The sequence below is a fragment of the Dyella sp. AD56 genome (assembly GCF_002878475.1).
Classification (GTDB): Bacteria; Pseudomonadota; Gammaproteobacteria; order Xanthomonadales; family Rhodanobacteraceae; genus Dyella.
This window is the reverse complement of record NZ_NRDP01000011.1, coordinates 103,424-123,269: the sequence shown is the minus strand read 5'-3', so window position 1 is coordinate 123,269 and position 19,846 is coordinate 103,424. Positions and strand designations below refer to the sequence as shown.

Here is a 19,846-nt window from a genome sequence, read left to right as displayed (position 1 = left end):
TCCAAACGTAACCATCCTCTAAAATCGGGAATCCGACGCACCGCAGTCCCGGAGTCCCCATGAGTTCCCCCGCCCAGCACGTTTCCGCCAGCGCCGCCCAGGCGGAAAGCCGCCCGTTGCGTTTCGTCACCGCCGCCAGTCTGTTCGATGGCCACGATGCCGCCATCAACATCATGCGCCGCATCATCCAGTCGCAAGGCGCAGAGGTGATTCACCTCGGCCACAACCGCTCGGTGGAAGACGTGGTGCGCGCGGCGTTGCAGGAAGACGCCGATGCCATCGCGCTGTCGTCCTACCAGGGCGGCCACGTCGAGTACTTCAAGTACATGGTGGACATGCTTAAGCAGCACAACGCTGCGCACATCCGCGTGTTCGGCGGTGGCGGCGGCACTATCACGCCGGAGGAAATCCGCGAGCTGCAGGCGTACGGCGTCGAACGCATTTATCACCCCAATGACGGCATGAGGCTCGGCCTTACCGAGATGATCGAAGACGTCATGCACCGCACGCGTGCAGCGGCGGTGAAGCGCGCGACGGAAGAACAGTCGTCGGCCATCACGCCCATGGTCGATATCAGCAACGAGATCGCTGTGGGTCACGTGCTGTCCGCCATCGAGGAAGGTGAGCTGCCGGAAGCTGAGCTGGACCATCTACGCAAGCAGTGGAAGATGGCCGGCAAGCAGACGCCGGTGCTCGGTGTCACCGGTACCGGCGGCGCGGGCAAGTCGTCGGTGGTGGATGAATTGCTGCTGCGCTTCCTGCATGCATTCCCGCACATGCGCATCGCCGTACTGGCGGTGGACCCCACGCGTCGCCGCAGTGGCGGCGCGTTGTTGGGCGACCGCATCCGCATGAACTCCCTGCGCAGCCATCGTGTCTACATGCGTTCCATGGCCACGCGCCGCCAGCACGCCGCGACCAGCGCGGTGCTGCGCGACTGCATTGATTTCCTCAAGGCGCAGCCGTACGACCTCATCATCGTTGAAACCGCTGGTATCGGTCAGAGCGATTCGGAAATCGTCGATCTGGTGGATTTCCCCACCTACGTCATGACCAGCGACTACGGTGCGGCCAGCCAGCTCGAAAAGATCGACATGCTGGACTTCGCCGAACTGATCGTGCTCAACAAGTTCGATAAGCGCGGCGCGGAAGACGCATTGCGTGACGTGCGCAAGCAGTGGAAGCGCAACCGCACCGCCTTCACGCTCACCGACGAGCAGGTGCCGGTGTATCCCAGCATCGCCAGTCAGTTCAACGATCCGGGCGTGACCTGGATGTTCAGCAACCTGTGCCGCCTGCTGCGCGAGAAACTCGGCTTGCCGGCGGAAAAATGGACGCCGAACCTCGACACCACGCTGAAGGAGCCGCGCGCCACGGTGCTCATTCCCGGTGCACGCGTGCGTTACCTCGCGGAGATCGCCGAGCAAGGCCGTGGCATCAACAAGGAAATCGAACGCGAAGCCGAGTTCGCCAGTAAAGCTCAGCACTACTACGAATCGCTGAAAGAACTGGGCGACGCGCACCTGCCGCGCCAGTTGGCACGCTACGAGCCCGAAGCGCTGCACGAAGAGGGTGCCGACCGCACGTTGCTGACCCTGCGTCAGCGCTATAACGCGGCCATCAAAGAACTCAGCCACCACGCCATCCACCTGCTGCACGAGTGGCCCGCACGCTATAAGTCGGTGACCGACGAGTTCAACGAGTACAAGGTGCGCGACAAGGTGATCCGCGTGGATAACTACCGCGAATCGCTGAGCCATCAGAAGATCCCGAAGGTGGCGCCGCCCAAGACCAAGGATTGGGGCGACCTGCTGCGCTTCCTGCAGCGCGAAAACCTGCCGGGCCACTATCCGTACACCGGTGGCGTGTATCCGTACCGCCGTACCGGTGAGGACCCCACTCGCATGTTCGCGGGCGAGGGCACGCCGGAGCGCACCAACCGCCGCTTCCATTACCTGAGTCAGGGTGGTGCGGCCACGCGCCTTTCCACCGCGTTCGACTCGGTGACGCTGTACGGTGAAGATCCCGCGCCGCGTCCGGACATCTACGGCAAGATCGGCAATTCCGGCGTCAATATCGCCACGCTGGACGATATGAAGAAGCTGTATTCCGGCTTCGACCTCAGCGCGCCGAGCAGTTCCGTGTCGATGACCATCAACGGTCCCGCGCCGATCATCCTCGCGATGTTCATGAACACCGCGATCGATCAGAACATCGAGAAGTATTTGAAAGAAGACCCGGCGCGCTGGTCGGCGGCCGAAAAGAAGATCGCTTCGCAATTCCCGAATGGCCGTCCGCAATATTCCGGTGACCTGCCCAAGGGCAACGAAGGCCTCGGCCTTGGCCTGCTCGGCATCACCGGTGACCAACTGGTGGATGCGGACACCTACGCGCGCATCAAGGAAGAAACGCTGCAGACGGTGCGCGGCACCGTGCAGGCGGACATCCTGAAAGAAGACCAGGCACAGAACACCTGCATCTTTTCCACCGAGTTCGCGCTGCGCATGATGGGCGACATCCAGCAGTACTTCGTCGACCACAAGGTGCGCAACTTCTACTCGGTGTCCATCTCCGGTTACCACATTGCCGAAGCGGGCGCGAACCCGATCAGCCAGCTGGCCTTCACGCTGAGCAACGGCTTCACCATCGTGGAGTACTACCTCGCGCGCGGCATGCAGATCGACGATTTCGCGCCGAATCTGTCGTTCTTCTTCTCCAACGGCATGGACCCGGAGTACACCGTGATCGGCCGCGTGGCCCGCCGCATCTGGGCTCGCGCCATGCGCGAGCGCTACGGTGCCAGCGCGCGTAGCCAGATGATGAAGTACCACATCCAGACGTCCGGCCGTTCGCTGCACGCGCAGGAAATCCAGTTCAACGACATCCGCACCACGCTACAAGCGCTGTACGCGTTGTTCGATAACTGCAACAGCCTGCACACCAACGCCTACGACGAAGCCATCACCACGCCGACGGAAGAAAGCGTGCGCCGCGCGGTGGCGATCCAGATGATCATCAACAAGGAATTGGGCCTCAACTTCAATGAGAACCCCTGGCAGGGCAGCTACATCGTCGATGCGCTCACCGACATCGTCGAAGAAGCTGTGTACAAGGAATTCGAGGCGATCAGCGAGCGCGGTGGCGTACTCGGCGCGATGGACACCATGTACCAGCGCGGCAAGATCCAGGAAGAGTCGATGTACTACGAGCAGAAGAAGCACGACGGCAGCCTCCCGCTGATCGGCGTGAATACCTTCCTGCCGAAGGACCACGGCGGCGAGATCGCCACGGAGATCGAACTCATCCGTTCGACGGAAGGCGAGAAGGGCCAGCAGATCGAGAACGTGTTGGCCTTCGGTAAGGCGCGCAATGAGTTGGCGCCCGATAGCCTGAAGACGCTGCAGAACACGGCGCGTGATCGACAGAATGTGTTTGAGCAGTTGATGGAAGCGGTGAAGTACAACTCGCTGGGGCAGATCAGTCACGCGTTGTATGACGTGGGTGGTGAGTATCGGCGCAATATGTGAGGCCTGGGTTTTGATGCGCTTGCTTTCTCCCTCTCCCTTTCGGGGAGAGGGTTGGGGTGAGGGGTGGGTGCTCGCCTTACCGTTTCGATGAAACCGTCATCCCTGCGAAAGCAGGGACCCAGTGACTTTTCGCTTGGTTGTCACGTAGTCGTGATCTGGCTCGCCTGCGGCGGGCTTCCGCCCTCCTGCCGGAGGCCGGGTCACTTTCTCTTGCTTGCCCAAGAGAAAGTAACCAAAGAGAAGGGCACCCCCACTTGGCGCTGGCCGGTGAAGCCGGCCAGTTCGTGAGGGGTGGCCGGGCTTTTCGACGGGGCTCCTGCCCCGGCGAAAAGGGATCGGCGTCCTGCCGATCCCCCTGCGGGCCTTCTCGTCCACCCCTCACCGCCGCACAGGGGCCCGAAGGTCAAAAGCGCCGAGCCGTAGGCTCGTGCAGCTGCGCTGCACATCGCATCGCGGCAGGTCGCGTTGCTCCTTCTCTAGGGCGCAAAGCCAAGGCAGAAGAGAAAGACGATGCTGTAACGTGGCGAGTTCTCCACACCGGTCGGGAAGCGTAGCGTCCCCCTTATCTCGCCCCAGCGGTAGGAAAGCGTAGCGTCTGCTTTCCCTAGCCTCTGCGATCGGGAAGCGTAGCGAAGCCTGCTTTAAGTCCTCTCCGCCATGGCGCGTTGCGAAGCGCGCCGACGTACCCTCTGCGTAGCGGCGAAGGTGGCCAAGCCACAACGTTCCTCACCCGTTCGGGCTTATCCCATCGACATGCTGCGGGCGTTAGCCTGTCAGGCCATTTCTTTGGGTTACTTTTCTTTACTCCGGGCATCCTGCCCTCCGCCCTTCGGGCCGGCTTCGCCGTTCGCACGCGCTCCTGCGCGTGCGTGGGCCAACAAAGAAAAGTGACTCGAGCGTCCCACGGGACTAGCTTCGCGTCGTCGGCAGACGATCGAAACGCCCGCTGCGTAAGCGGCCAGGTCGCGAGAACGCGACAACCAAGCGATACCGCTACTGGGTCCCGGCCTGCGCCGGGATGACGGCTAAAGATGAAACCACGAGGCGAGCACCCGCCCCTCACCCCAACCCTCACCCCAAAGGGGCGAGGGAGTAGAACTGAGGCGTTCTGTGGGCTCCTCCAGCCACGCCCTTTGAGCGTGTGCCATGCCCATCGCATCCGCGAAACAGCAACGCGAATTCCACGGCAATAAATCTGAAATACGCCGCCCGAAAGCTTCAGAAAACCAGGTCAAGCCCTGTGCGAAGCACAGAAAGAACCGCCGCACACCAACCCCTCGCCACCCATGCTAGCCTCCGCCATCCACTTCGCCGGCGCCTCCCATGCTCACCGTTCACCACCTCAACAACTCCCGCTCCCAGCGTGTGCTCTGGCTGCTGGAAGAGCTGGAAGTCCCTTACGAGATTCGCAAATATCAGCGTGACCCCAGCACCATGCTGGCGCCGCCGGAATTGCGTGCCATTCATCCGTTGGGCAAGTCGCCAGTGATCGAGGATGAGGGGAGGGTGGTGGCGGAGTCGGGGGCTATCGTGGAGTACCTCGTCGACCATTACGACACGGGGCGCCTAGCGCCATTGCCGGGGATGCCCGACCGGCTACGTTTCACTTATTGGCTGCATTACGCGGAGGGCTCCGCCATGCCGCCGCTGCTGCTCAAGCTGGTGGCGTCACGCATTGCCAGCGCACCGATGCCGTTCTTCGCCAAACCCATTGCGCGGAAAATCGCCAGCAAGCTGCAGAGCACCTTCGTTGATCCGCAGTTGGCGTTGCATTTGCACTATGTCGACAAGGAACTTGCAGCCACGGGCTGGTTCGTTGGTGGTGAGTTCAGTGCGGCGGATATCCAGATGAGCTTTCCCATGGAAGCCGCGATGGCACGCAGTGGCATCGCCGACAAGTTGCCGAACATCGCTGCATTCGTGAAGCGTATTCAGCAGCGGCCAGCATACAAACGCGCACTGGAGCGTGGCGGTCCTTACGCATTGGGTTGACGGATGCAGGGAAAGTTGCGCACAGGGTGCGCTCCTGTTCTCCGCCGGGGGTTTGCGTCTCTCCGGGGATTGGCTGGACCCGTCGATTCGCACGGCGTTGTCTACAGGAGCGCATCCTCTGCGCAATGGCGTCGCTACGTGCGACACCATGAAATCAGGAAGGTTTGCAACCGGTGCCGCAGGTGCATAGTTGCTGCCCGCACACCCGACCTGCGGCTACCCGGCTGCAAGCCTTCCTGATCTCACGCGACTATCTATGACTATGGATGCGTGCCGTGGTTCCCGAAGGAAGAACGTCGGGAGGCACGATGCGATGACAGCGCGAGTTCTTACCAGTGGTTGCGTCGGTGCTGATAGGTCCGCGCCGGTGCAAACAGGCGTCGCTGGCTCAAGCACATCACAAGATAAAGCGACGAGAGCGCAAGGCCTCGCCATAGGGCTGCATCCTGTCCCGGTCGCAGCAGCAGTTCGACGATGGAAAGTGCGAACAGCAGTGCCGACAAAATCATGCCGACGGCGCGCCACCCTATGCTGCGGTGTTGATGCGTGTGAGTCTTCATACGTGCATTGTCGGTGTGCTCTTCGTAAAGAAGCGATATCGCTTCACTTAAGGCACCGTATAGATCACGTAAAGAAGCCCCAGCCAAGTCGGTTCCTGCGTCAGGGCGTGGGAATGCAGGTATGACAGGCCTTGCGGCTGGGTGTCCATTTATTGTTGCGGCAGCCACTGGCGTATCAGGAAAACTTCAAGTTCAAGAAGGGTTTTCTATCTGCAAGAGTTTTTTTCTTGAACGCTGCGTGAAGCGACAAGTTCATGCAAGCAAGCGAAAGGTTATCGCAGCTCTTGGGGAGTAACACATACGGATGCGTTCGATCCGTTGTTTCCATGGAGCGGCAGAGAGCCTCGTGAAGATCCCCATCCTCATGTATCACAACATCGCGGAGGTGCCCGAAGGCATCAACGTGTATCGCAGCCTGTATGTCTCGCCGGGTGCGTTTGCTCGACAGATGGCGTTGCTGCGCATGCTTGGCTATCGCGGTGTATCCATGTCCGACGCCATGCCCTATCTGCAGGGCGGCAAGGAAGGAAAGATCGTCGTCATCACGCTTGACGATGGCTACGTCGACAACCTCGAATGGGCGATGGCGACGTTGCGTCGCTACGGCTTCACCGCTACCTGCTATGCGGTGAGTGGATATATCGGCCAGTACAACGCCTGGGATAATGAGAAGCTCGGCGTGCGCAAGCCGCTGATGTCGGCGGATGAGCTTCGCGCCTGGCATGCGGGCGGCATGGAAGTAGGTGCGCACTCGCGCACGCACGTGCGGCTCAGTCGGTGCAGCGATCAGCAACAGCGCGAGGAGATCCACGGCTGCAAGGCCGAGCTGGAAGATCGCCTCGGCCTCGGCATTACGCAGTTCTGCTACCCGTACGGCGATTACGACGAACGCGCAGTCCACGCGACGCGCGAAGCGGGCTACGTCGCAGCCACCACCACCGATCGCGGACGCGCGACCGGTGGAGTATCCACCGACCTATGGCGCCTGCCGCGCATCCAGGTTGCGCGCCATCACCTGTTGCCGCAGGTGGCGGCAAAGGTGCTCACCCGTTACGAGGACAAGCGCACATGAAGCTGCTCTTCGTTGGCACCAATCCCGAGAACACCGGTGCAGCCACGCACTTCGTGGCGCTTGCACGCGCTTTGTTGCAGGCCGGGCACCCCGTGGAAAGCATCGTTTCCCGCCAAGGTCTGATCGGCGATGGCATGACGGCGGCGCGCGTGCCCGTGTTTCCTGGCAAGTTCCGCAATGTGCTCGACCTGCGTGGCTACACAGCGGTGCTGCGGCGCATTGAGTGGTTCGCACCGGATTGGCTGGTAGGTAATTTCGGCAAGGAATACTGGCCGCTGATTGCCTGTGGCCGCCTGACAGGGACACCGGTGGCGTTGTTCCGTCATCGCAATCCGCGCATGAGCCGGTTGTCCGAATACGGTATTCCGAGGCTGGCGCAGCGCTTCATCGCGGTGTCCGAATTTGCGCGGAATGCCTACTTGGATCAGGGCGTGCCACCGGACCGCGTGCACATCTCCTACAACCCGGTGGACATTCATGAGTTCCGGCCCGATCTGACACGGCGCATGCAAGTGCGTCGCCAGTTCGACATACCCGAGGACGCTATCGTCATGGGCTATGCGGGTCGGATGCACGGTGGCAAGGGCGTTACCCAGTTGATGCAGGCCGCCAACGCCGCTATGGCCGAGGAGCCTCGTTTGCACATGCTCTGGGTAGGCAGCGGAGCCGAGGAACACGTGGTGCACGCGATGGCGGAGCAGGGTGGCGCAGCGGGTCGTCACCACTTCACGGGTTGGGTGAATGATACGTCGCGCTACTACTGCGCGTTCTCGTTCCTGGCGTTTCCTTCGGTAGAGCTCGAAACCTTCGGCCGCGTGGCGATCGAGGCGCAGGCCTGCGGTGTTCCCGTGCTGGGTAGTCGCATCGGCGGCGTGCCGGAAACCATGGAAGACGGCATGACAGGGTGTTTGCTTGAGCCGGGCAATATCGCCGAGTGGCGCGGCGCCATTCTCGCCATGTGCAAGCCCGGCGTATACCGGCGAATGGGCATGGCTGCTCGCGTCCACGTGATGGAGCACTTCAGCAACGCGGCCGTGGCGCGGGATTTCGAACGATTGCTGCGCTTCGGCAGCGAGCCCGTGCATCACCTGCATCACGCCATTACCTAAGCGACCTACGGGACCGTTGCCGCGCCTTCACAAAGTCGCGACGCGAAAGCACTTGACTGTCGATTAACCAAGTGGTTAATTGAACGCATGGCAAATACCGACGACCCGCTGTCCACCACCTTTGCCGCGCTGGCGGACCCCACGCGGCGCGCCATCCTGACTCGCCTGGCCAGAGGCGAGGCGACCGTAGGTGAACTGGGCGAGCCGTTCGAGATGTCCGCGCCGGCCATCTCCAAGCACCTGCGGGTGCTGGAAAGCGCGGGGCTGATCGCGCGTGAAGTTGACGCCCGCTGGCGTATTTGCCGTCTACGTGCCGAACCCATGCACGATGCGCACGATTGGCTAGAAGCGTATCGCCGTCATTGGGAAGGCAACCTGGATCGACTGGTCGAGTTTGTTGAGCGAACCCATCGCGCCGAGGCAAAGCAACCTGCAAGCGGCGCACCACGTGCACCGAGGAAAAAGCCATGACCACCCAAGCCGCAACGTTCGAACTGGAAATGACCCGCCACATCCGCGCGCCGCGCGAAAAGGTGTTTGAAGCCTTCATCGATGAGGCCGCCATGGCCGCCTGGCACTGCCCGCGGGGGCTGAGCGTGGGCGAAGTGAGCGCCGACGCACGCGTAGGTGGGCGCTATCGCATCACCATGGTGACCAAGGATGGTGTGGTGCATGGCTCGGGCGGCGTTTATCAGGTCATCGAGCGCCCGTCGTTTCTCGCCTATACCTGGGCATGGGATGGCGAAGGTGAGGCGGCGGCACGCACGACGCTCATCGAAGTCACGCTCACCGAAAAAGACGGCGGCACGCAGCTCCACATGCGTCATACCGGTTTCCCCGATGCCGCCGTGCGCGACGATCACCATCAGGGTTGGACATCCGTGTTCAATCGCCTGGTCGATTATTTGGATCCGGAAGGCACAGCCGGCAACGTGGTGGTGGTGGGCAGCCCCATCAGCCCGTATACGCGCGCTGTGCGCATTGCGCTGGCGGAGAAGGGCGTGGCGTACGTGCTTAAGTCGGTAGCACCACACAAGCCTGAAGCCGATGCCATCCATCCGTTCGGCCGTATCCCTGCGCTGTACGACGGCCCGCTGGAGTTCTACGAAACGCGAGCCATCCTGCGCTACATCGACGAAGCCTTTGAAGGCCCGGCCCTGTTTCCCGCGGGTGGCGTCACCTCCCGCGCGCGCGCGGAGCAGTGGTATAGCGTGCTGAACGACTACGGTTACGATGCCATCGTCAAGCGTGGCGTGCTGCAGTACATGTTCCCTTCGGGCGAAGGCGGACAGCCGAATCGCGCAATCATCGATGCTGCCGTGCCTGATATCCATCGCCTGCTGGCTACGCTCGATGAGGGTTATGGCCCGCGCGATTACTTGGTAGGCAATACGCCGTGCATTGCGGATTACTTCGCCGCACCGTTGCTCTATTCGTTGTCGAAGATGCCGGGAGGCCAGGCCCTGCTCGCCAAGTATCCCAACGTGCAACGCGCACAGGCGGTGATGCAGGCGCGGCCCAGCTTCATGTCGGCCGAGCCGGATTTCGAAGGCAAGGGCGATGCGTCTAACGTCACGCCACTGCGCAAGGCGAGCGCAGCCTGACGTGGAGATGGAGCGGGCAACGCACGCCGTGGCGTTGCCCGTTCCTGCTACGCCTCAGTCGTGGCCCGCGACGCGCTGAAATGCGTTACGGCACAACCTCGTTCGCCGCTACTGCCAGCCCCGACACCACGCCAAGCGACGGGTCACCGTGCACCAGCGGGATCTCAGGGAAGCATGCCTGCACGCGGGCCTTCACTTGCGGCGAGCGTGAGGTGCCGCCGGTGAGGAATACGCTGGCGGGCAGGGCGGTAAGGTCACCACGCACCGTGGTGAGCGTGCGTTCCAGCAGGGTGAGGAACGGCTCGATGGCCGAATTCAGGTCGTCGTGCGTGGCATCCACGCCAAGGCCGGGCTCGATGAAGTCCAGCCGTGCGCGATGTTCCGTTGCGCCACTCAGCATGATCTTGGTGCGCTCGGCGGCCTGGTTGAGGCGTGTGGTGGCACCCAGTTCCTGCAGTGCGCGCAAACGCGGGCCGTAGGGTGCGGCGACAAGGCGATAGTTTTGTTTGCGGAATTCGCGTTGCTTGGGCAGGTTGTACACGCTGGCCGCTTCAACGAATTGATGCTGCGGTACACGCACGATGTCCTTGCCCATCAGTGGCATGAAACTGTGCAGGCTTACGCCCACGTCCAGATCCGTACCACCCTTGGGCAGACCCCAGTTGCGCGCGACCAGAGGCATGACGTTGCCACCCAGCTCCGCATGCGTCACGTCGGTGGTGCCGCCGCCAATGTCCACGATCAGCGCGTGCTGCCGTTCGTCGAGGCTCTTGTGGTAATGCATCGCCGCCGCAGCGGGTTCTTCGAGGAAACTCACTTCGTCGAAGCCCGCGGTGGTTGCCGCCTCGCGCAGAATCTCGATCGCTTGGTCCGAGCCGGCCGCGCCCATGGAACTGCGGAATTCCACCGGGCGGCCGATGACTGCTCCGCGCACCGGCTCGCCAAACTGGCGACTGGCAGTGAGGCGGATGTGCTCGAGGATGTGCGTGGCGATATGCACGATCACCTTGCGCACCTGCGGGTCCAGCCGAAAACCGAACATCGACTTGGGCGACTCGATCAGGTTGCCGCCGCCGCTCTCCAGGTAGCCTTCCACGGCTTCCTCGCCGAACAGCGCGTGCTGGAAGCTGGCGACGGTGGTTGTGGCCGCGCGCGCCTGTTCCTCCATCCACTGCCGGCGCACCACACGCAGGGCGTCGCGCCGCAGCTCTTCGTCTGTGCGCGACACCGTCATGCCTGCGGCCTGCTGTCGGCGCAGCTCAGTGCGGGCCGAGCGGATATGGGTTTCCAACTGCGCTTCCAGTTCGGGCGTCAGTTCAAAGTCGCTGGGGTCGGGCACCAGCTCGGGAAAGTACACGGCCGTGCGGAATTGCTCTGCTTCGCCGAAGCGGACCAGGGTGAGTTCGCCGTCGATGATGGCGGCCGCTGCGGAATAGCTGGTGCCGAAGTCGATGCCGATATGCATAAAAAAAGGCCACGCGCGAAGGAGCAATCGGCCATTATCTCAGGTCTTGGGCCGCCATGCCCGGAGCGTTGGGGCGCCGACGTTCCGAACCGTCGGAACCATGGCCCAGGCGGGCCCCGTGGCGTCCCAGATAGGTCCGCGACGTGTTTTGGGGCGCGAAGGGGTGACAGGCCTCACCTTTGCCCCGCCGCCTGGGCGCAGGAGCAGAAAGGAGCGGCAACGAGGAGCTGACCAGGAGACTCTCTCCTTTGGTGGTCGCAGAGAGGCTTTTCGGGTTGTGAGGACGGTGTTGCTTCACGAATAGACGTCTGTTCTCAGGGTGTCTCGCATTCCTGTGCGAACGATTCGCTTCGCGGTTGTCGCCCGTCATCTGTGCGTAGCGTTGCCGGAGTATCTGTGTTGTCCATACATCCGTGCCGGAACGGGCCGGGCGGTTCCACGCATCGATGGTTTACCTATCAATGCGGGCTTCAACGGTGGAAAGAAATCGTGTAATCGCGCTGACATCCTATGGAGGCGACCGATATGCTGCGTTCCGACGATGGAAAAAACCGTTCGGGGTTGAACTGGTTGATGGCCGCGCTCGTTATGGCTGCTCCGCTGGCATGGGTCGGTTCCCACGCGCTGGAGGAGCCGCTATACGTTGTGCACGCCGCGGCGGTCGTCGATCCATCAGCGAGCTACTTTCCCGAAGATGCCGGCCTCGCCGCACGCGCGCTGGGCAGCAAGGACATTCGCCACCTTGAAGCCACAGGACAGTCGCTGGCGGTGATGCCGTAGCGTCGGGCTGTAAGGTGGCCGTCCCGAAGGATTGACGGTGCACCTTAAGGAATTGGGGTGCCAGGAGCGCACTCAACTATCAAACAAGGTAGACGCAGCGCACGCCCAGCGGGCGTTTCACCCATGCTGCTTCGCTGCAAAATGGTCGATGACCACCTGATTGCGGCCGTTGTCCTTGGCCTGGCGCATCGCCTTATCGGCGCGAGAGATCAGGCTCTCGATACTTTCGCCTGCCCGGTTGCACTGCGCGATGCCGATACTGATCGTCAGCAGTCGATCAGGCCGATGCACGGCGCGCATGGTCTCTCGCAGTTGCTCAGCCCGCGCATAGGCGTGCTGAAGCGTAGCGCCGGGCAGAAGCATGACAAATTCCTCACCGCCAACTCTTCCAGCCAGATCCGAATCGCGCATCTGTGAGCGCAGGCCGTCAGCCAGCTTGATCAGCACTTCATCACCGGCAGCATGACCGAACGCATCGTTGAGTTGCTTGAAGTGGTCGGCATCCAGGTAGAGCACCGCGCCCGGAATCCGCCGTAGATAGATGTCTTCCAACGCAAAGCGGGCCAGCTCAAGAAAGCGGTTGCGTTGCAGCAGTCCAGTCAGCCCATCGGTATGGGCCTGTTCCCTCAGTTGCTTCTCCAGTCGGAACTGTTCGAACAGGGTACGGGTGATAAAGGCACGTAGCACCGCTGCTACAGAAATGGCGATTGTCATGTAAACGGCGTACTGGAACACCGGTATCCCGTTGACGGATCCCATCAGCAGCATCGGCAGCGGGCCGAGCGCACACAGCAGCATCGCGGCGATGAAATCCCAGCGACCGATCCAAATGACCGATGACGCCACGGGCAAGAGCAAGCCCGGCAGCACCAGTCGTTGTCCCGGCACTTGCCCGATACCGTTCAGATTGATGCCGATTTCCAAGATCAGCACGCACGCCAGGGCGAGAAGGCTGAGCGGTATCGGTCGCCTTTCCCGGCGAGTGACCAGGGCCAACACGGCCAATGGGATGGTAGGCGCAAGGCGTAGCGGCAGGGGCACGGGTGAAGCGCTGACAAGCGCGCGCCCGCCCGCCGCCAGCGGATAGGCGACCACGGCCAACAGCGCAAGCGCATGGATCGCCGGAGCCATGCGTTGAGCCAGATAGTGCATGTACTCGTGCCGATGGTTCGGATCGTCGGCGCGCTGCTGCTTGGCGAACGGGTGATGCATGCGTGTCTCAAGGCGCGGAAATCGATCTGACACCGCATGAGCTGCAAGATGGATGCCATCAGCCTCGAACTGAGGCCTATCGCCGGTTACTAGGCGAACCCCGGGCGTGGGGCGGGGGACTTCGCCTTACGTGGAAGGGCAGGCAGCGACGCCGTACGGCAATGTCTGCACCGGGCCGGCATAGGGGGGGGGGCGTCACGGGGTAGTCGATTCGCGAATGTCTATCCGGGCCAGGCTACGCCCATGATGAGCGGTTAGTGCTTCTGTTTCCGTTCGATCTCGCGTAACGCCTCATCGGTAAACGGTGCGCACTTCTTCAACTCGGGTAGCCGGCGCTGGTAGTCGTCGAACATCGATGCGTGGAATTCGCTTTCGCTGTAGTGGCAAAGCAAGGTGGGCTGGCGTTGGCGTACTACCGACCGCTGGAAGGTGTTGGTATCGAGCGTGAAGATGGCCTGCGGCAACGGCATATTCGCGAAGGCGATGCGATAGCCGATGGCTGCAGCCTCATCGTCGGCGACAACACGGCGGGCTTGGTCTCGGGATGCGCCATCATCGAAGTACAGAACCATCGGGCGTTGCAGCAGTTCGTCAGTGTTCCCGTCGAAATGAAACAGCTTCGCCGGTGTGTAGAGGTTGGCAGTGTCCTGTGCCCCGATCGGTTGGGCGAAGATCCAGGTGCGCTGGTCGTCGTACACCACCAGTTGGATGTCGCCGGTCTGTGCGCCGGACGCGGTCATGTCGTGCCAGATGTCGATGTGCCGAAGGGCCACCGGTACGGCGCCGCTGGCGGCGAGGTCGTACTTGTCCACGCTGTCCTGGCGTCCGAGCAGAATGTCGTCGTCCTTGGCGGGTGAGCCCTCGTAACGCCGGAACAAGCCGATCAGTCGATCAGGCGTGCTGCTATGTGCGGAAAGTGGGCGGACCACGTCTACGCGTCGGTCTGAAACGATGGCGTCCGGGTGTTGCGACTTGAACAGGTGCATCCAGTCCACCGTTGCGCCGCTGGGCACGGCGACCAGGCTCACGCCATCGCAGGGATCGCGACGCAGCACGTAGACGTAGCAGTTCTGCCAGGCGTAAAGGTCGAGGCCATTGTCCAGGCGCAGCCAGGGCCCTTCGTTCGGCGCGGGGAGGATAAACGCCGTGTCGAAGCTGGACGTGTTGACATGCGGATAGACGAACGGAGGAATGCAGCCAGCAAGCAGTAGCGCTGCGGCGACGGCAACGGTTTGCAATAGGCGGCGTAGAGAGTAGGCCACTCGACATCTTTGGCGTGTTGAAGAAGCGCGTCCTTGTGACTGTGCTGGCTCGAGCACCCGACCTTGCGGCAGCGGCATCCCGTGTTGCAGGCGATGCAGGCCCCACCGCGCTATGAAGCAGGGAGTCTAGCAGCGGTTGGATTGGCTTCGACGGGACGAAGCTTTGACACATGACTGGCGAGCCATGCAGGGAGATCGACGGTCTTCCGTATCGGGAAGCGGCTTGCGAAAGTGCCTGAGCGCCGGTTCAAGCATCCTGCCCCGGAGGCCGCGCTGGGGCAGGATCTCAAGCCGGGCGCCCATCCTCGTTCGCGATACGCGGCCTATCGCACGATGGGCGTGTGCATGACTAGCAACCAGGCGTCAGCTCGCCGTTGCTGCTGCCTCGCTGATAAACGCTGCCACTTCGACGGGTTTGGAGGCCAGTGATGCGTGGCTTGCGTCGAGGGCAATCACCTTGCGAGCGCCCATGCGGCTGGACATGCGCCTTTGGTTATCAGGATGGATCATCCGGTCGTGATTCGAGATCTGATACCAGGACGGTTTGTGTCTCCAGGCCGGATCGGAGATGGCGTCGCCGAATGTGCTGGCCAGCGGCGCCTTCTGTGTCACTGCCATCACCAGGCCTTCATCGGCGGTGAGGTCCTGACAGAAACTGTCATGAAACTTGTCCGCCTTCAGCCACAGATATCCGTCGCTATCAGGGGCCAGGTTAGCTGCGGCCTCAGGTAGCTTCTCCTGGGTGATACCGCCTGGGCTTTCGCCTGCGTCAGGGGCGAAGGCTGCAATGAAGACGAGCGCGCTGACGTTGGGCAGGTTTCCGGCTTCGCTGAGGACCGCGCCGCCATACGAGTGACCGACCAGTACGACGGGCCCTTGGATCTGCGCAACCATCTTACGTGTGCGTTCCGCGTCCTCCGCCAGGGAGGTTAGAGGCACTTCGACGGCGTGGAGCTTGTCATAACCCAGGCGCTTGAGTTCGACGATGACTTTTGCCCAATGGGCCGCACCGCCCCAGAAACCGTGTACCAATACGATCGCAGGCTTGTTGCTCATGATGTACTCCTGATGTCAGCGCTGCCGACAGTCGACAGATGGCCATCCCATGAATGGCAGGCTAGCCCCGCATTGCCTGGATCGTCGTAAGCGATTCGAATGTCCGCGCACTCTCCACTACAGCGCGTAGAGAGCTGGTGATGGATTTTTTGTATCGTGTCTTTCGCCTCGTCACTTTTACAGATCGTTGGCGATGGACAGGTATCTTTCGAGTGTGTTCGCGCGCTCGCAAAGGCGAAAGACTTCGTTCTGCGTGACTTCGAGATCAGCGACCCTTCCGTCGCCGTAGAGAGCACTTTCCAAACTGTCGCTCTTGTTGTGGAAATCCAGCCGTGCCCGTTCGGCGATAACCAGATCGTCCTTCGCCTCACCTTGCAGTTTGCCGAGCAGGGCCTTGTAGGTGGTATTGAGTCGCCCGTCCTGCGCAGCGCGTTCGGTGGTGAGACCGGCGGCGATGGCGATAAATGCCGTGATTCGCGGACGCTCCTGAGGGGCAGATTCTCGCGGCGTGACGGTCGCTTTCTCGCTTCGTCGCGCATCCATCGATGTGGCGCGAAAACATTCGCCAGGGGCAAGCTTTTTCGTCATTTTCGCGCAGCGAAAAAGAACCGCATTTTCTTTCACGGCGTATGCCTTCCAGACGTCTGCTTCAGGTGAAAAACGCGGCGTATAAGTTTGGTCAACAGGGTTTGTTGGGTCGCGCAGGACGCGCTGGTTCGCCACCTTGGGGGATTGTATGAGCGATAAGACCACGTCGGTAATCGACTTGGATTGGGACGCCTTTGATCCATGGCGGATCCAGCCGTTCAGGCATCGATTGACCGAGCATCCGCTGTTGCAGACGGAGCAGCTGGTGGAGTTGGGCAAGCGTTGCCGCGGCACCAAACTTTGGTACGCGTTCAGCAGCGAAGCGACGGCCGGGACGGATTTTGATGATGCGTCCAATCTTTTTCCTACGTCCAAGTCTGCCGTGGATTCGCTGAAGGACATCAGCAGCGCAAAGGCATGGGTGCTGCTTCGTCATATTCAGGCCGATCCGACGTACCGCGAACTGGTCGGCGCGGTGATCAACTCCATGCAGCCGATGATTGAGCGCAAGGACCCAGGGGTTTATTACCGGGCGGGCTGGATCTTCTCGGCATCGCCCAACACGGCCACGCCGTTCCACATCGATCGCAGCCACGTCTTTCTGCTGCAAGTGCGCGGCACCAAAACTGTCTACGTGTGGGATGCGGAAGACACACAGGTGTGCAGCGACCGCGCGCGGGACTGTTTCCACTTCCGCCACGACCTGAGCCGTACCTTGTGGAGCGAGGAATTTCGCGCGCGGGCCCACGTGTTCGAGCTTGGCCCGGGCATGGGCGTGTATATGCCGCTGACCAGCCCGCACATGGTGGAGACAAGCAAGGAGTCGTCGACGACGATCAGCTTCACCTACAACACCGATGCCACGCGTCGAAACGCGCGTGTGCATGTGATGCGCGAAATGCTCTACAAACTGGGCATGACGCCGCCGGACTACGGCAAGAGTCGTGTCTTCGACCAAGCGGCATTTGCCGCTGCGTCGGCCATCGTGGTGTGCCGTGGGCCAGGTGCGCATCCGCCGGCTTGCCCGTCGTTGCGCCAGAAAAGCGCATACGCGGTGGCAGACTGATGCATTGTTGCGTCACCCATAAGGCATAGGTGAGTGCGCGCGCCTTATCCGCGGCGGAGGAACGTGCGGCGTTATTCCTTGCTGTTTGGCACGTGGACGGGTCGACAGAAAAGCAAAAGCCCGGCGGTTGCCGGGCTTCTGTTGCATGGGTGAAGTGGCAGCCTCAGTAACCGTCGTCGTTCTGGTAGCCGGCGGGCGCCTGCTGGTAGATCACCGTGCCCGGTTGCTGCACCACCACCGGCGCGTCTTGATAGATCACCGTCGTCGGCTGGCGGTACACCACCGTCGGCTGCTGCGGGTAGTAGTAGGTCGGCGGCGGGGGCGGTGCCATGGCCTGCGAAACGATGCCGGCGACCGCGCCGACGACGATGGCGCCGGCGATCCACCTGCCGCCACTCCAGTGGCCACGGTCGCGATAACCACCGTCGCGATAGCCACCGTGCCAGTCGCCACGGTCGCCGCGCCAGCCACCGCGGTCGCCGCCATGCCAACCGCCGCGATCCCAGCCGCCATGGCGTCCATCGTCATGCCAGCCATCATGTGCGGAGGCCACCATCGGCGCGCCGACGGATGCCGCCAGCGCCAGGCCGAGCAACATGCGTTTGCCGATCGCGAAACTGTTCATCACTTACCTCCTTGGGTTGGTGCTGATGCTCGGGCCGCGGGGCTTAATGCCCCCTGAAATTTTTTGCGATTCGTCCCATGTCCATGCGGCCGTTGCCGGCCGTTTGGCTTCAGGGAAAAATTTCGTAATCCAGCGCTTAGTGCAGGCTTAGCGTGGCCTGGGCGCCCCTTAGGCTGCGCCTGTGCTGTCTTTGCGCAAGATGGACGTTTCGGTGGTGTGTCGGCCGCAGACGCAGGGCGCCAACCCGCCAAGGGGCGCCATTCCTTGCGGCCTAGCGTCTTGAGAAGCCGGCGGGACAGCACCACATTCAACGGGTCAGCAGGGGATGCTTCCGCGCAGTGCGATGCCGAAACCGGCGACTGCTGCCCACCCGATACCGCGCCCTGCCACACGACTCTCACCGATGGGAAGGATCAACACATGAGCACGAAAACCGAAACGGCGATCCTGGCTGGCGGCTGCTTCTGGGGTATGCAGGATCTACTGCGACGCTATCCCGGCGTGCTGGCCACGCGGGTGGGTTACTCGGGCGGCGATGTGCCCAACGCGACGTATCGCAACCATGGCACGCATGCGGAGGCGATCGAGATCGTGTTCGATCCCGCCGTGATCAGTTATCGGCAGATCCTGGAGTTCTTTTTCCAGATCCACGACCCGAGCACCAAGAATCGCCAGGGCAATGACATCGGCATGAGCTATCGCTCCGCGATCTTCTATTTCGACGACGAACAGAAGCGCGTCGCTGAAGACACCATTGCCGACGTGGACGCATCGGGCTTGTGGCCCGGCAAGGTGGTGACTGAAGTGGCGCCTGCCGGCCCATTCTGGGAGGCGGAGCCGGAGCATCAGGACTACCTGGAGCGCTTCCCCAACGGCTACACCTGCCACTTCCCGCGGCCGGACTGGACGTTGCCGAGGCGCAGCAGCAACGCGGCGTGATATTAGCCGCAGGCCGGCTCTTTCCTGTGGGAGCGCACGCTGCGCGCTCCCAGCTTGGATTAAGACAGTTTGCACGACCGATTAGACCGGATTTCGGGACGAATCATCCCGATTGTGCAGGCTGATCGCCCGCTGTCGCGCGCCTAGACTGGTTCTCCTGACGGATAGGAGGACACGTTCATGGCGGATCATTCGATTAAAGGCAAAGTCGCGCTGATTGCGGGTGGCGCGAAGAATCTCGGCGGGCTCATCGCCCGCGACCTCGCACGGCAAGGTGCGAAGGCCGTAGTCGTCCACTACAACAGTCCGGCCACCGAGGCTGCCGCGCTGGAAACGGTGGCGGCCATCCAGGCGGCTGGCGCGAAGGCCGCAGCGTTCCAGGCGAACCTGACGACGGCCGGAGCGGTGGAAAAACTGTTTGCGGATACCGTTGCCGCCGTGGGGCGGCCCGACATCGCCATCAATACCGTGGGCAAGGTGCTCAAGAAGCCCCTAGTGGAGATCACCGAGGCGGAGTACGACGAGATGACGGCGGTCAACGCGAAGTCCGCGTTCTTCTTCCTGAAGGAGGCGGGCAGGCACGTCAACGACAACGGCAAGATCGTCACGCTGGTGACGTCGTTGCTCGGGGCGTTTACACCGTTCTATGCCGCCTATGCGGGTACGAAGGCTCCGGTGGAGCATTTCACCCGTGCAGCGTCGAAGGAGTTCGGTGCGCGTGGCATTTCGGTAAACGCCGTGGGCCCCGGGCCGATGGATACGCCGTTCTTCTATCCCGCCGAAGGGACAGACGCGGTGGCCTATCACAAGACGGCAGCAGCGCTGTCGGGTTTCTCCAAGACGGGCCTGACCGACATCCAAGACGTGGTGCCTTTCATCCGCCATCTGGTGAGTGATGGATGGTGGATGACCGGACAGACCATCCTTATCAATGGTGGCTATACGACCAAGTAAGGCTTCATCGGAACGCGGCCGAAAGCCAGCCAGCG

General features: G+C 62.0%; 17 protein-coding genes. 10 read left to right on the top strand and 7 right to left on the bottom strand.

Annotation, left to right across the window (positions count from 1 at the left end):
- The first annotated feature begins 59 nt into the window (after positions 1-59).
- Positions 60-3,527: a methylmalonyl-CoA mutase family protein gene (locus DyAD56_RS08805; protein WP_102302386.1), complete on the top strand. Its 3,468-nt coding sequence runs from the start codon at positions 60-62 to the stop codon at positions 3,525-3,527.
- A 1,323-nt stretch (positions 3,528-4,850) separates the two neighbouring features.
- Positions 4,851-5,519, top strand: coding sequence for a glutathione S-transferase (locus DyAD56_RS08800; protein ID WP_102302385.1), 669 nt, complete (start codon positions 4,851-4,853; stop codon positions 5,517-5,519).
- Between the two features lie 329 nt (positions 5,520-5,848).
- On the opposite strand, the gene DyAD56_RS24265 is transcribed toward DyAD56_RS08800, so the two are convergent.
- Entirely contained in the window at positions 5,849-6,028 is a 180-nt protein-coding gene (locus DyAD56_RS24265; protein ID WP_102302384.1) for a hypothetical protein, read from the bottom strand.
- Positions 6,029-6,443: 415 nt separating this feature from the next.
- Between DyAD56_RS24265 and DyAD56_RS08790 the strand changes: the two genes are divergently transcribed.
- The 4 genes from DyAD56_RS08790 (at position 6,444) to DyAD56_RS08775 (ending at position 9,864) form a co-directional block, all read left to right on the top strand.
- The gene (locus tag DyAD56_RS08790; protein ID WP_199178932.1) at positions 6,444-7,151 is read left to right on the top strand and encodes a polysaccharide deacetylase family protein; all 708 of its coding nucleotides are present in this window, start codon (positions 6,444-6,446) and stop codon (positions 7,149-7,151) included.
- A complete protein-coding gene (locus DyAD56_RS08785) occupies positions 7,148-8,260 on the top strand; it encodes a glycosyltransferase family 4 protein (RefSeq protein WP_102302382.1) in 1,113 nt (370 codons plus the stop codon). The genes DyAD56_RS08790 and DyAD56_RS08785 overlap by 4 nt, the downstream gene beginning before the upstream one ends.
- An 87-nt stretch (positions 8,261-8,347) precedes the next feature.
- Positions 8,348-8,731: a metalloregulator ArsR/SmtB family transcription factor gene (locus DyAD56_RS08780; RefSeq protein ID WP_102302381.1), complete on the top strand. Its 384-nt coding sequence runs from the start codon at positions 8,348-8,350 to the stop codon at positions 8,729-8,731.
- Positions 8,728-9,864, top strand: coding sequence for an SRPBCC domain-containing protein (locus tag DyAD56_RS08775; RefSeq protein WP_102302380.1), 1,137 nt, complete (start codon positions 8,728-8,730; stop codon positions 9,862-9,864). The genes DyAD56_RS08780 and DyAD56_RS08775 overlap by 4 nt, the downstream gene beginning before the upstream one ends.
- An 85-nt stretch (positions 9,865-9,949) precedes the next feature.
- Here DyAD56_RS08775 and DyAD56_RS08770 read toward each other — a convergent pair whose 3' ends face one another.
- On the bottom strand, positions 9,950-11,329 hold the full coding sequence (locus DyAD56_RS08770; protein WP_102302379.1) for an Hsp70 family protein: 1,380 nt from the start codon (positions 11,327-11,329) through the stop codon (positions 9,950-9,952).
- Positions 11,330-11,854: 525 nt separating this feature from the next.
- Here DyAD56_RS08770 and DyAD56_RS08765 point away from each other — a divergent pair.
- The gene (locus DyAD56_RS08765) at positions 11,855-12,109 is read left to right on the top strand and encodes a hypothetical protein (protein WP_146010473.1); all 255 of its coding nucleotides are present in this window, start codon (positions 11,855-11,857) and stop codon (positions 12,107-12,109) included.
- 117 nt (positions 12,110-12,226) lie between these two features.
- Here DyAD56_RS08765 and DyAD56_RS08760 read toward each other — a convergent pair whose 3' ends face one another.
- From DyAD56_RS08760 to DyAD56_RS08745, 4 genes are all read right to left on the bottom strand, one after another.
- A complete protein-coding gene (locus DyAD56_RS08760; protein WP_102302377.1) occupies positions 12,227-13,321 on the bottom strand; it encodes a GGDEF domain-containing protein in 1,095 nt (364 codons plus the stop codon).
- A gap of 254 nt (positions 13,322-13,575) precedes the next feature.
- Positions 13,576-14,583 (bottom strand): hypothetical protein, encoded by a 1,008-nt coding sequence (locus DyAD56_RS08755; protein WP_146010472.1) that lies wholly within the window; start codon positions 14,581-14,583, stop codon positions 13,576-13,578.
- Between the two features lie 363 nt (positions 14,584-14,946).
- Positions 14,947-15,639 carry an alpha/beta hydrolase gene (locus tag DyAD56_RS08750; RefSeq protein WP_102302375.1) on the bottom strand — a complete coding sequence of 231 codons (693 nt, stop codon included), beginning with the start codon at positions 15,637-15,639 and terminating at the stop codon, positions 14,947-14,949.
- A 177-nt stretch (positions 15,640-15,816) separates the two neighbouring features.
- The gene (locus DyAD56_RS08745; RefSeq protein WP_199178924.1) at positions 15,817-16,362 is read right to left on the bottom strand and encodes a lysozyme inhibitor LprI family protein; all 546 of its coding nucleotides are present in this window, start codon (positions 16,360-16,362) and stop codon (positions 15,817-15,819) included.
- Positions 16,363-16,375: 13 nt separating this feature from the next.
- On the opposite strand from DyAD56_RS08745, the gene DyAD56_RS08740 reads away from it, so the two are divergent.
- Positions 16,376-17,293 carry a cupin domain-containing protein gene (locus tag DyAD56_RS08740; protein ID WP_102302373.1) on the top strand — a complete coding sequence of 306 codons (918 nt, stop codon included), beginning with the start codon at positions 16,376-16,378 and terminating at the stop codon, positions 17,291-17,293.
- Between the two features lie 163 nt (positions 17,294-17,456).
- On the opposite strand, the gene DyAD56_RS08735 is transcribed toward DyAD56_RS08740, so the two are convergent.
- Positions 17,457-17,918, bottom strand: coding sequence for a hypothetical protein (locus tag DyAD56_RS08735; RefSeq protein WP_102302372.1), 462 nt, complete (start codon positions 17,916-17,918; stop codon positions 17,457-17,459).
- A gap of 420 nt (positions 17,919-18,338) precedes the next feature.
- Between DyAD56_RS08735 and msrA the strand changes: the two genes are divergently transcribed.
- Together msrA and DyAD56_RS08725 are read left to right on the top strand one after the other, a co-directional pair.
- A complete protein-coding gene (gene msrA / locus DyAD56_RS08730; protein WP_102302371.1) occupies positions 18,339-18,857 on the top strand; it encodes a peptide-methionine (S)-S-oxide reductase MsrA in 519 nt (172 codons plus the stop codon).
- Positions 18,858-19,037: 180 nt separating this feature from the next.
- Complete coding sequence (locus tag DyAD56_RS08725) at positions 19,038-19,811, top strand: SDR family oxidoreductase (RefSeq protein WP_102302370.1); 774 nt, start codon at positions 19,038-19,040, stop codon at positions 19,809-19,811.
- Positions 19,812-19,846: the final 35 nt, after the last annotated feature.

Excerpts from the sequence above, each read along its gene's own strand:
- DyAD56_RS08805 (WP_102302386.1), top strand. The coding sequence starts at position 60 with ATGAGTTCCCCCGCCCAGCACGTTTCCGCCAGCGCCGCCCAGGCGGAA.
- DyAD56_RS08800 (WP_102302385.1), top strand. The coding sequence starts at position 4,851 with ATGCTCACCGTTCACCACCTCAACAACTCCCGCTCCCAGCGTGTGCTC.
- DyAD56_RS24265 (WP_102302384.1), bottom strand. The coding sequence starts at position 6,028 with ATGATTTTGTCGGCACTGCTGTTCGCACTTTCCATCGTCGAACTGCTG.
- DyAD56_RS08790 (WP_199178932.1), top strand. The coding sequence starts at position 6,444 with ATGTATCACAACATCGCGGAGGTGCCCGAAGGCATCAACGTGTATCGC.
- DyAD56_RS08785 (WP_102302382.1), top strand. The coding sequence starts at position 7,148 with ATGAAGCTGCTCTTCGTTGGCACCAATCCCGAGAACACCGGTGCAGCC.
- DyAD56_RS08780 (WP_102302381.1), top strand. The coding sequence starts at position 8,348 with ATGGCAAATACCGACGACCCGCTGTCCACCACCTTTGCCGCGCTGGCG.
- DyAD56_RS08775 (WP_102302380.1), top strand. The coding sequence starts at position 8,728 with ATGACCACCCAAGCCGCAACGTTCGAACTGGAAATGACCCGCCACATC.
- DyAD56_RS08770 (WP_102302379.1), bottom strand. The coding sequence starts at position 11,329 with ATGCATATCGGCATCGACTTCGGCACCAGCTATTCCGCAGCGGCCGCC.
- DyAD56_RS08765 (WP_146010473.1), top strand. The coding sequence starts at position 11,855 with ATGCTGCGTTCCGACGATGGAAAAAACCGTTCGGGGTTGAACTGGTTG.
- DyAD56_RS08760 (WP_102302377.1), bottom strand. The coding sequence starts at position 13,321 with ATGCATCACCCGTTCGCCAAGCAGCAGCGCGCCGACGATCCGAACCAT.
- DyAD56_RS08750 (WP_102302375.1), bottom strand. The coding sequence starts at position 15,639 with ATGAGCAACAAGCCTGCGATCGTATTGGTACACGGTTTCTGGGGCGGT.
- DyAD56_RS08740 (WP_102302373.1), top strand. The coding sequence starts at position 16,376 with ATGAGCGATAAGACCACGTCGGTAATCGACTTGGATTGGGACGCCTTT.
- DyAD56_RS08735 (WP_102302372.1), bottom strand. The coding sequence starts at position 17,918 with ATGAACAGTTTCGCGATCGGCAAACGCATGTTGCTCGGCCTGGCGCTG.
- msrA (WP_102302371.1), top strand. The coding sequence starts at position 18,339 with ATGAGCACGAAAACCGAAACGGCGATCCTGGCTGGCGGCTGCTTCTGG.
- DyAD56_RS08725 (WP_102302370.1), top strand. The coding sequence starts at position 19,038 with ATGGCGGATCATTCGATTAAAGGCAAAGTCGCGCTGATTGCGGGTGGC.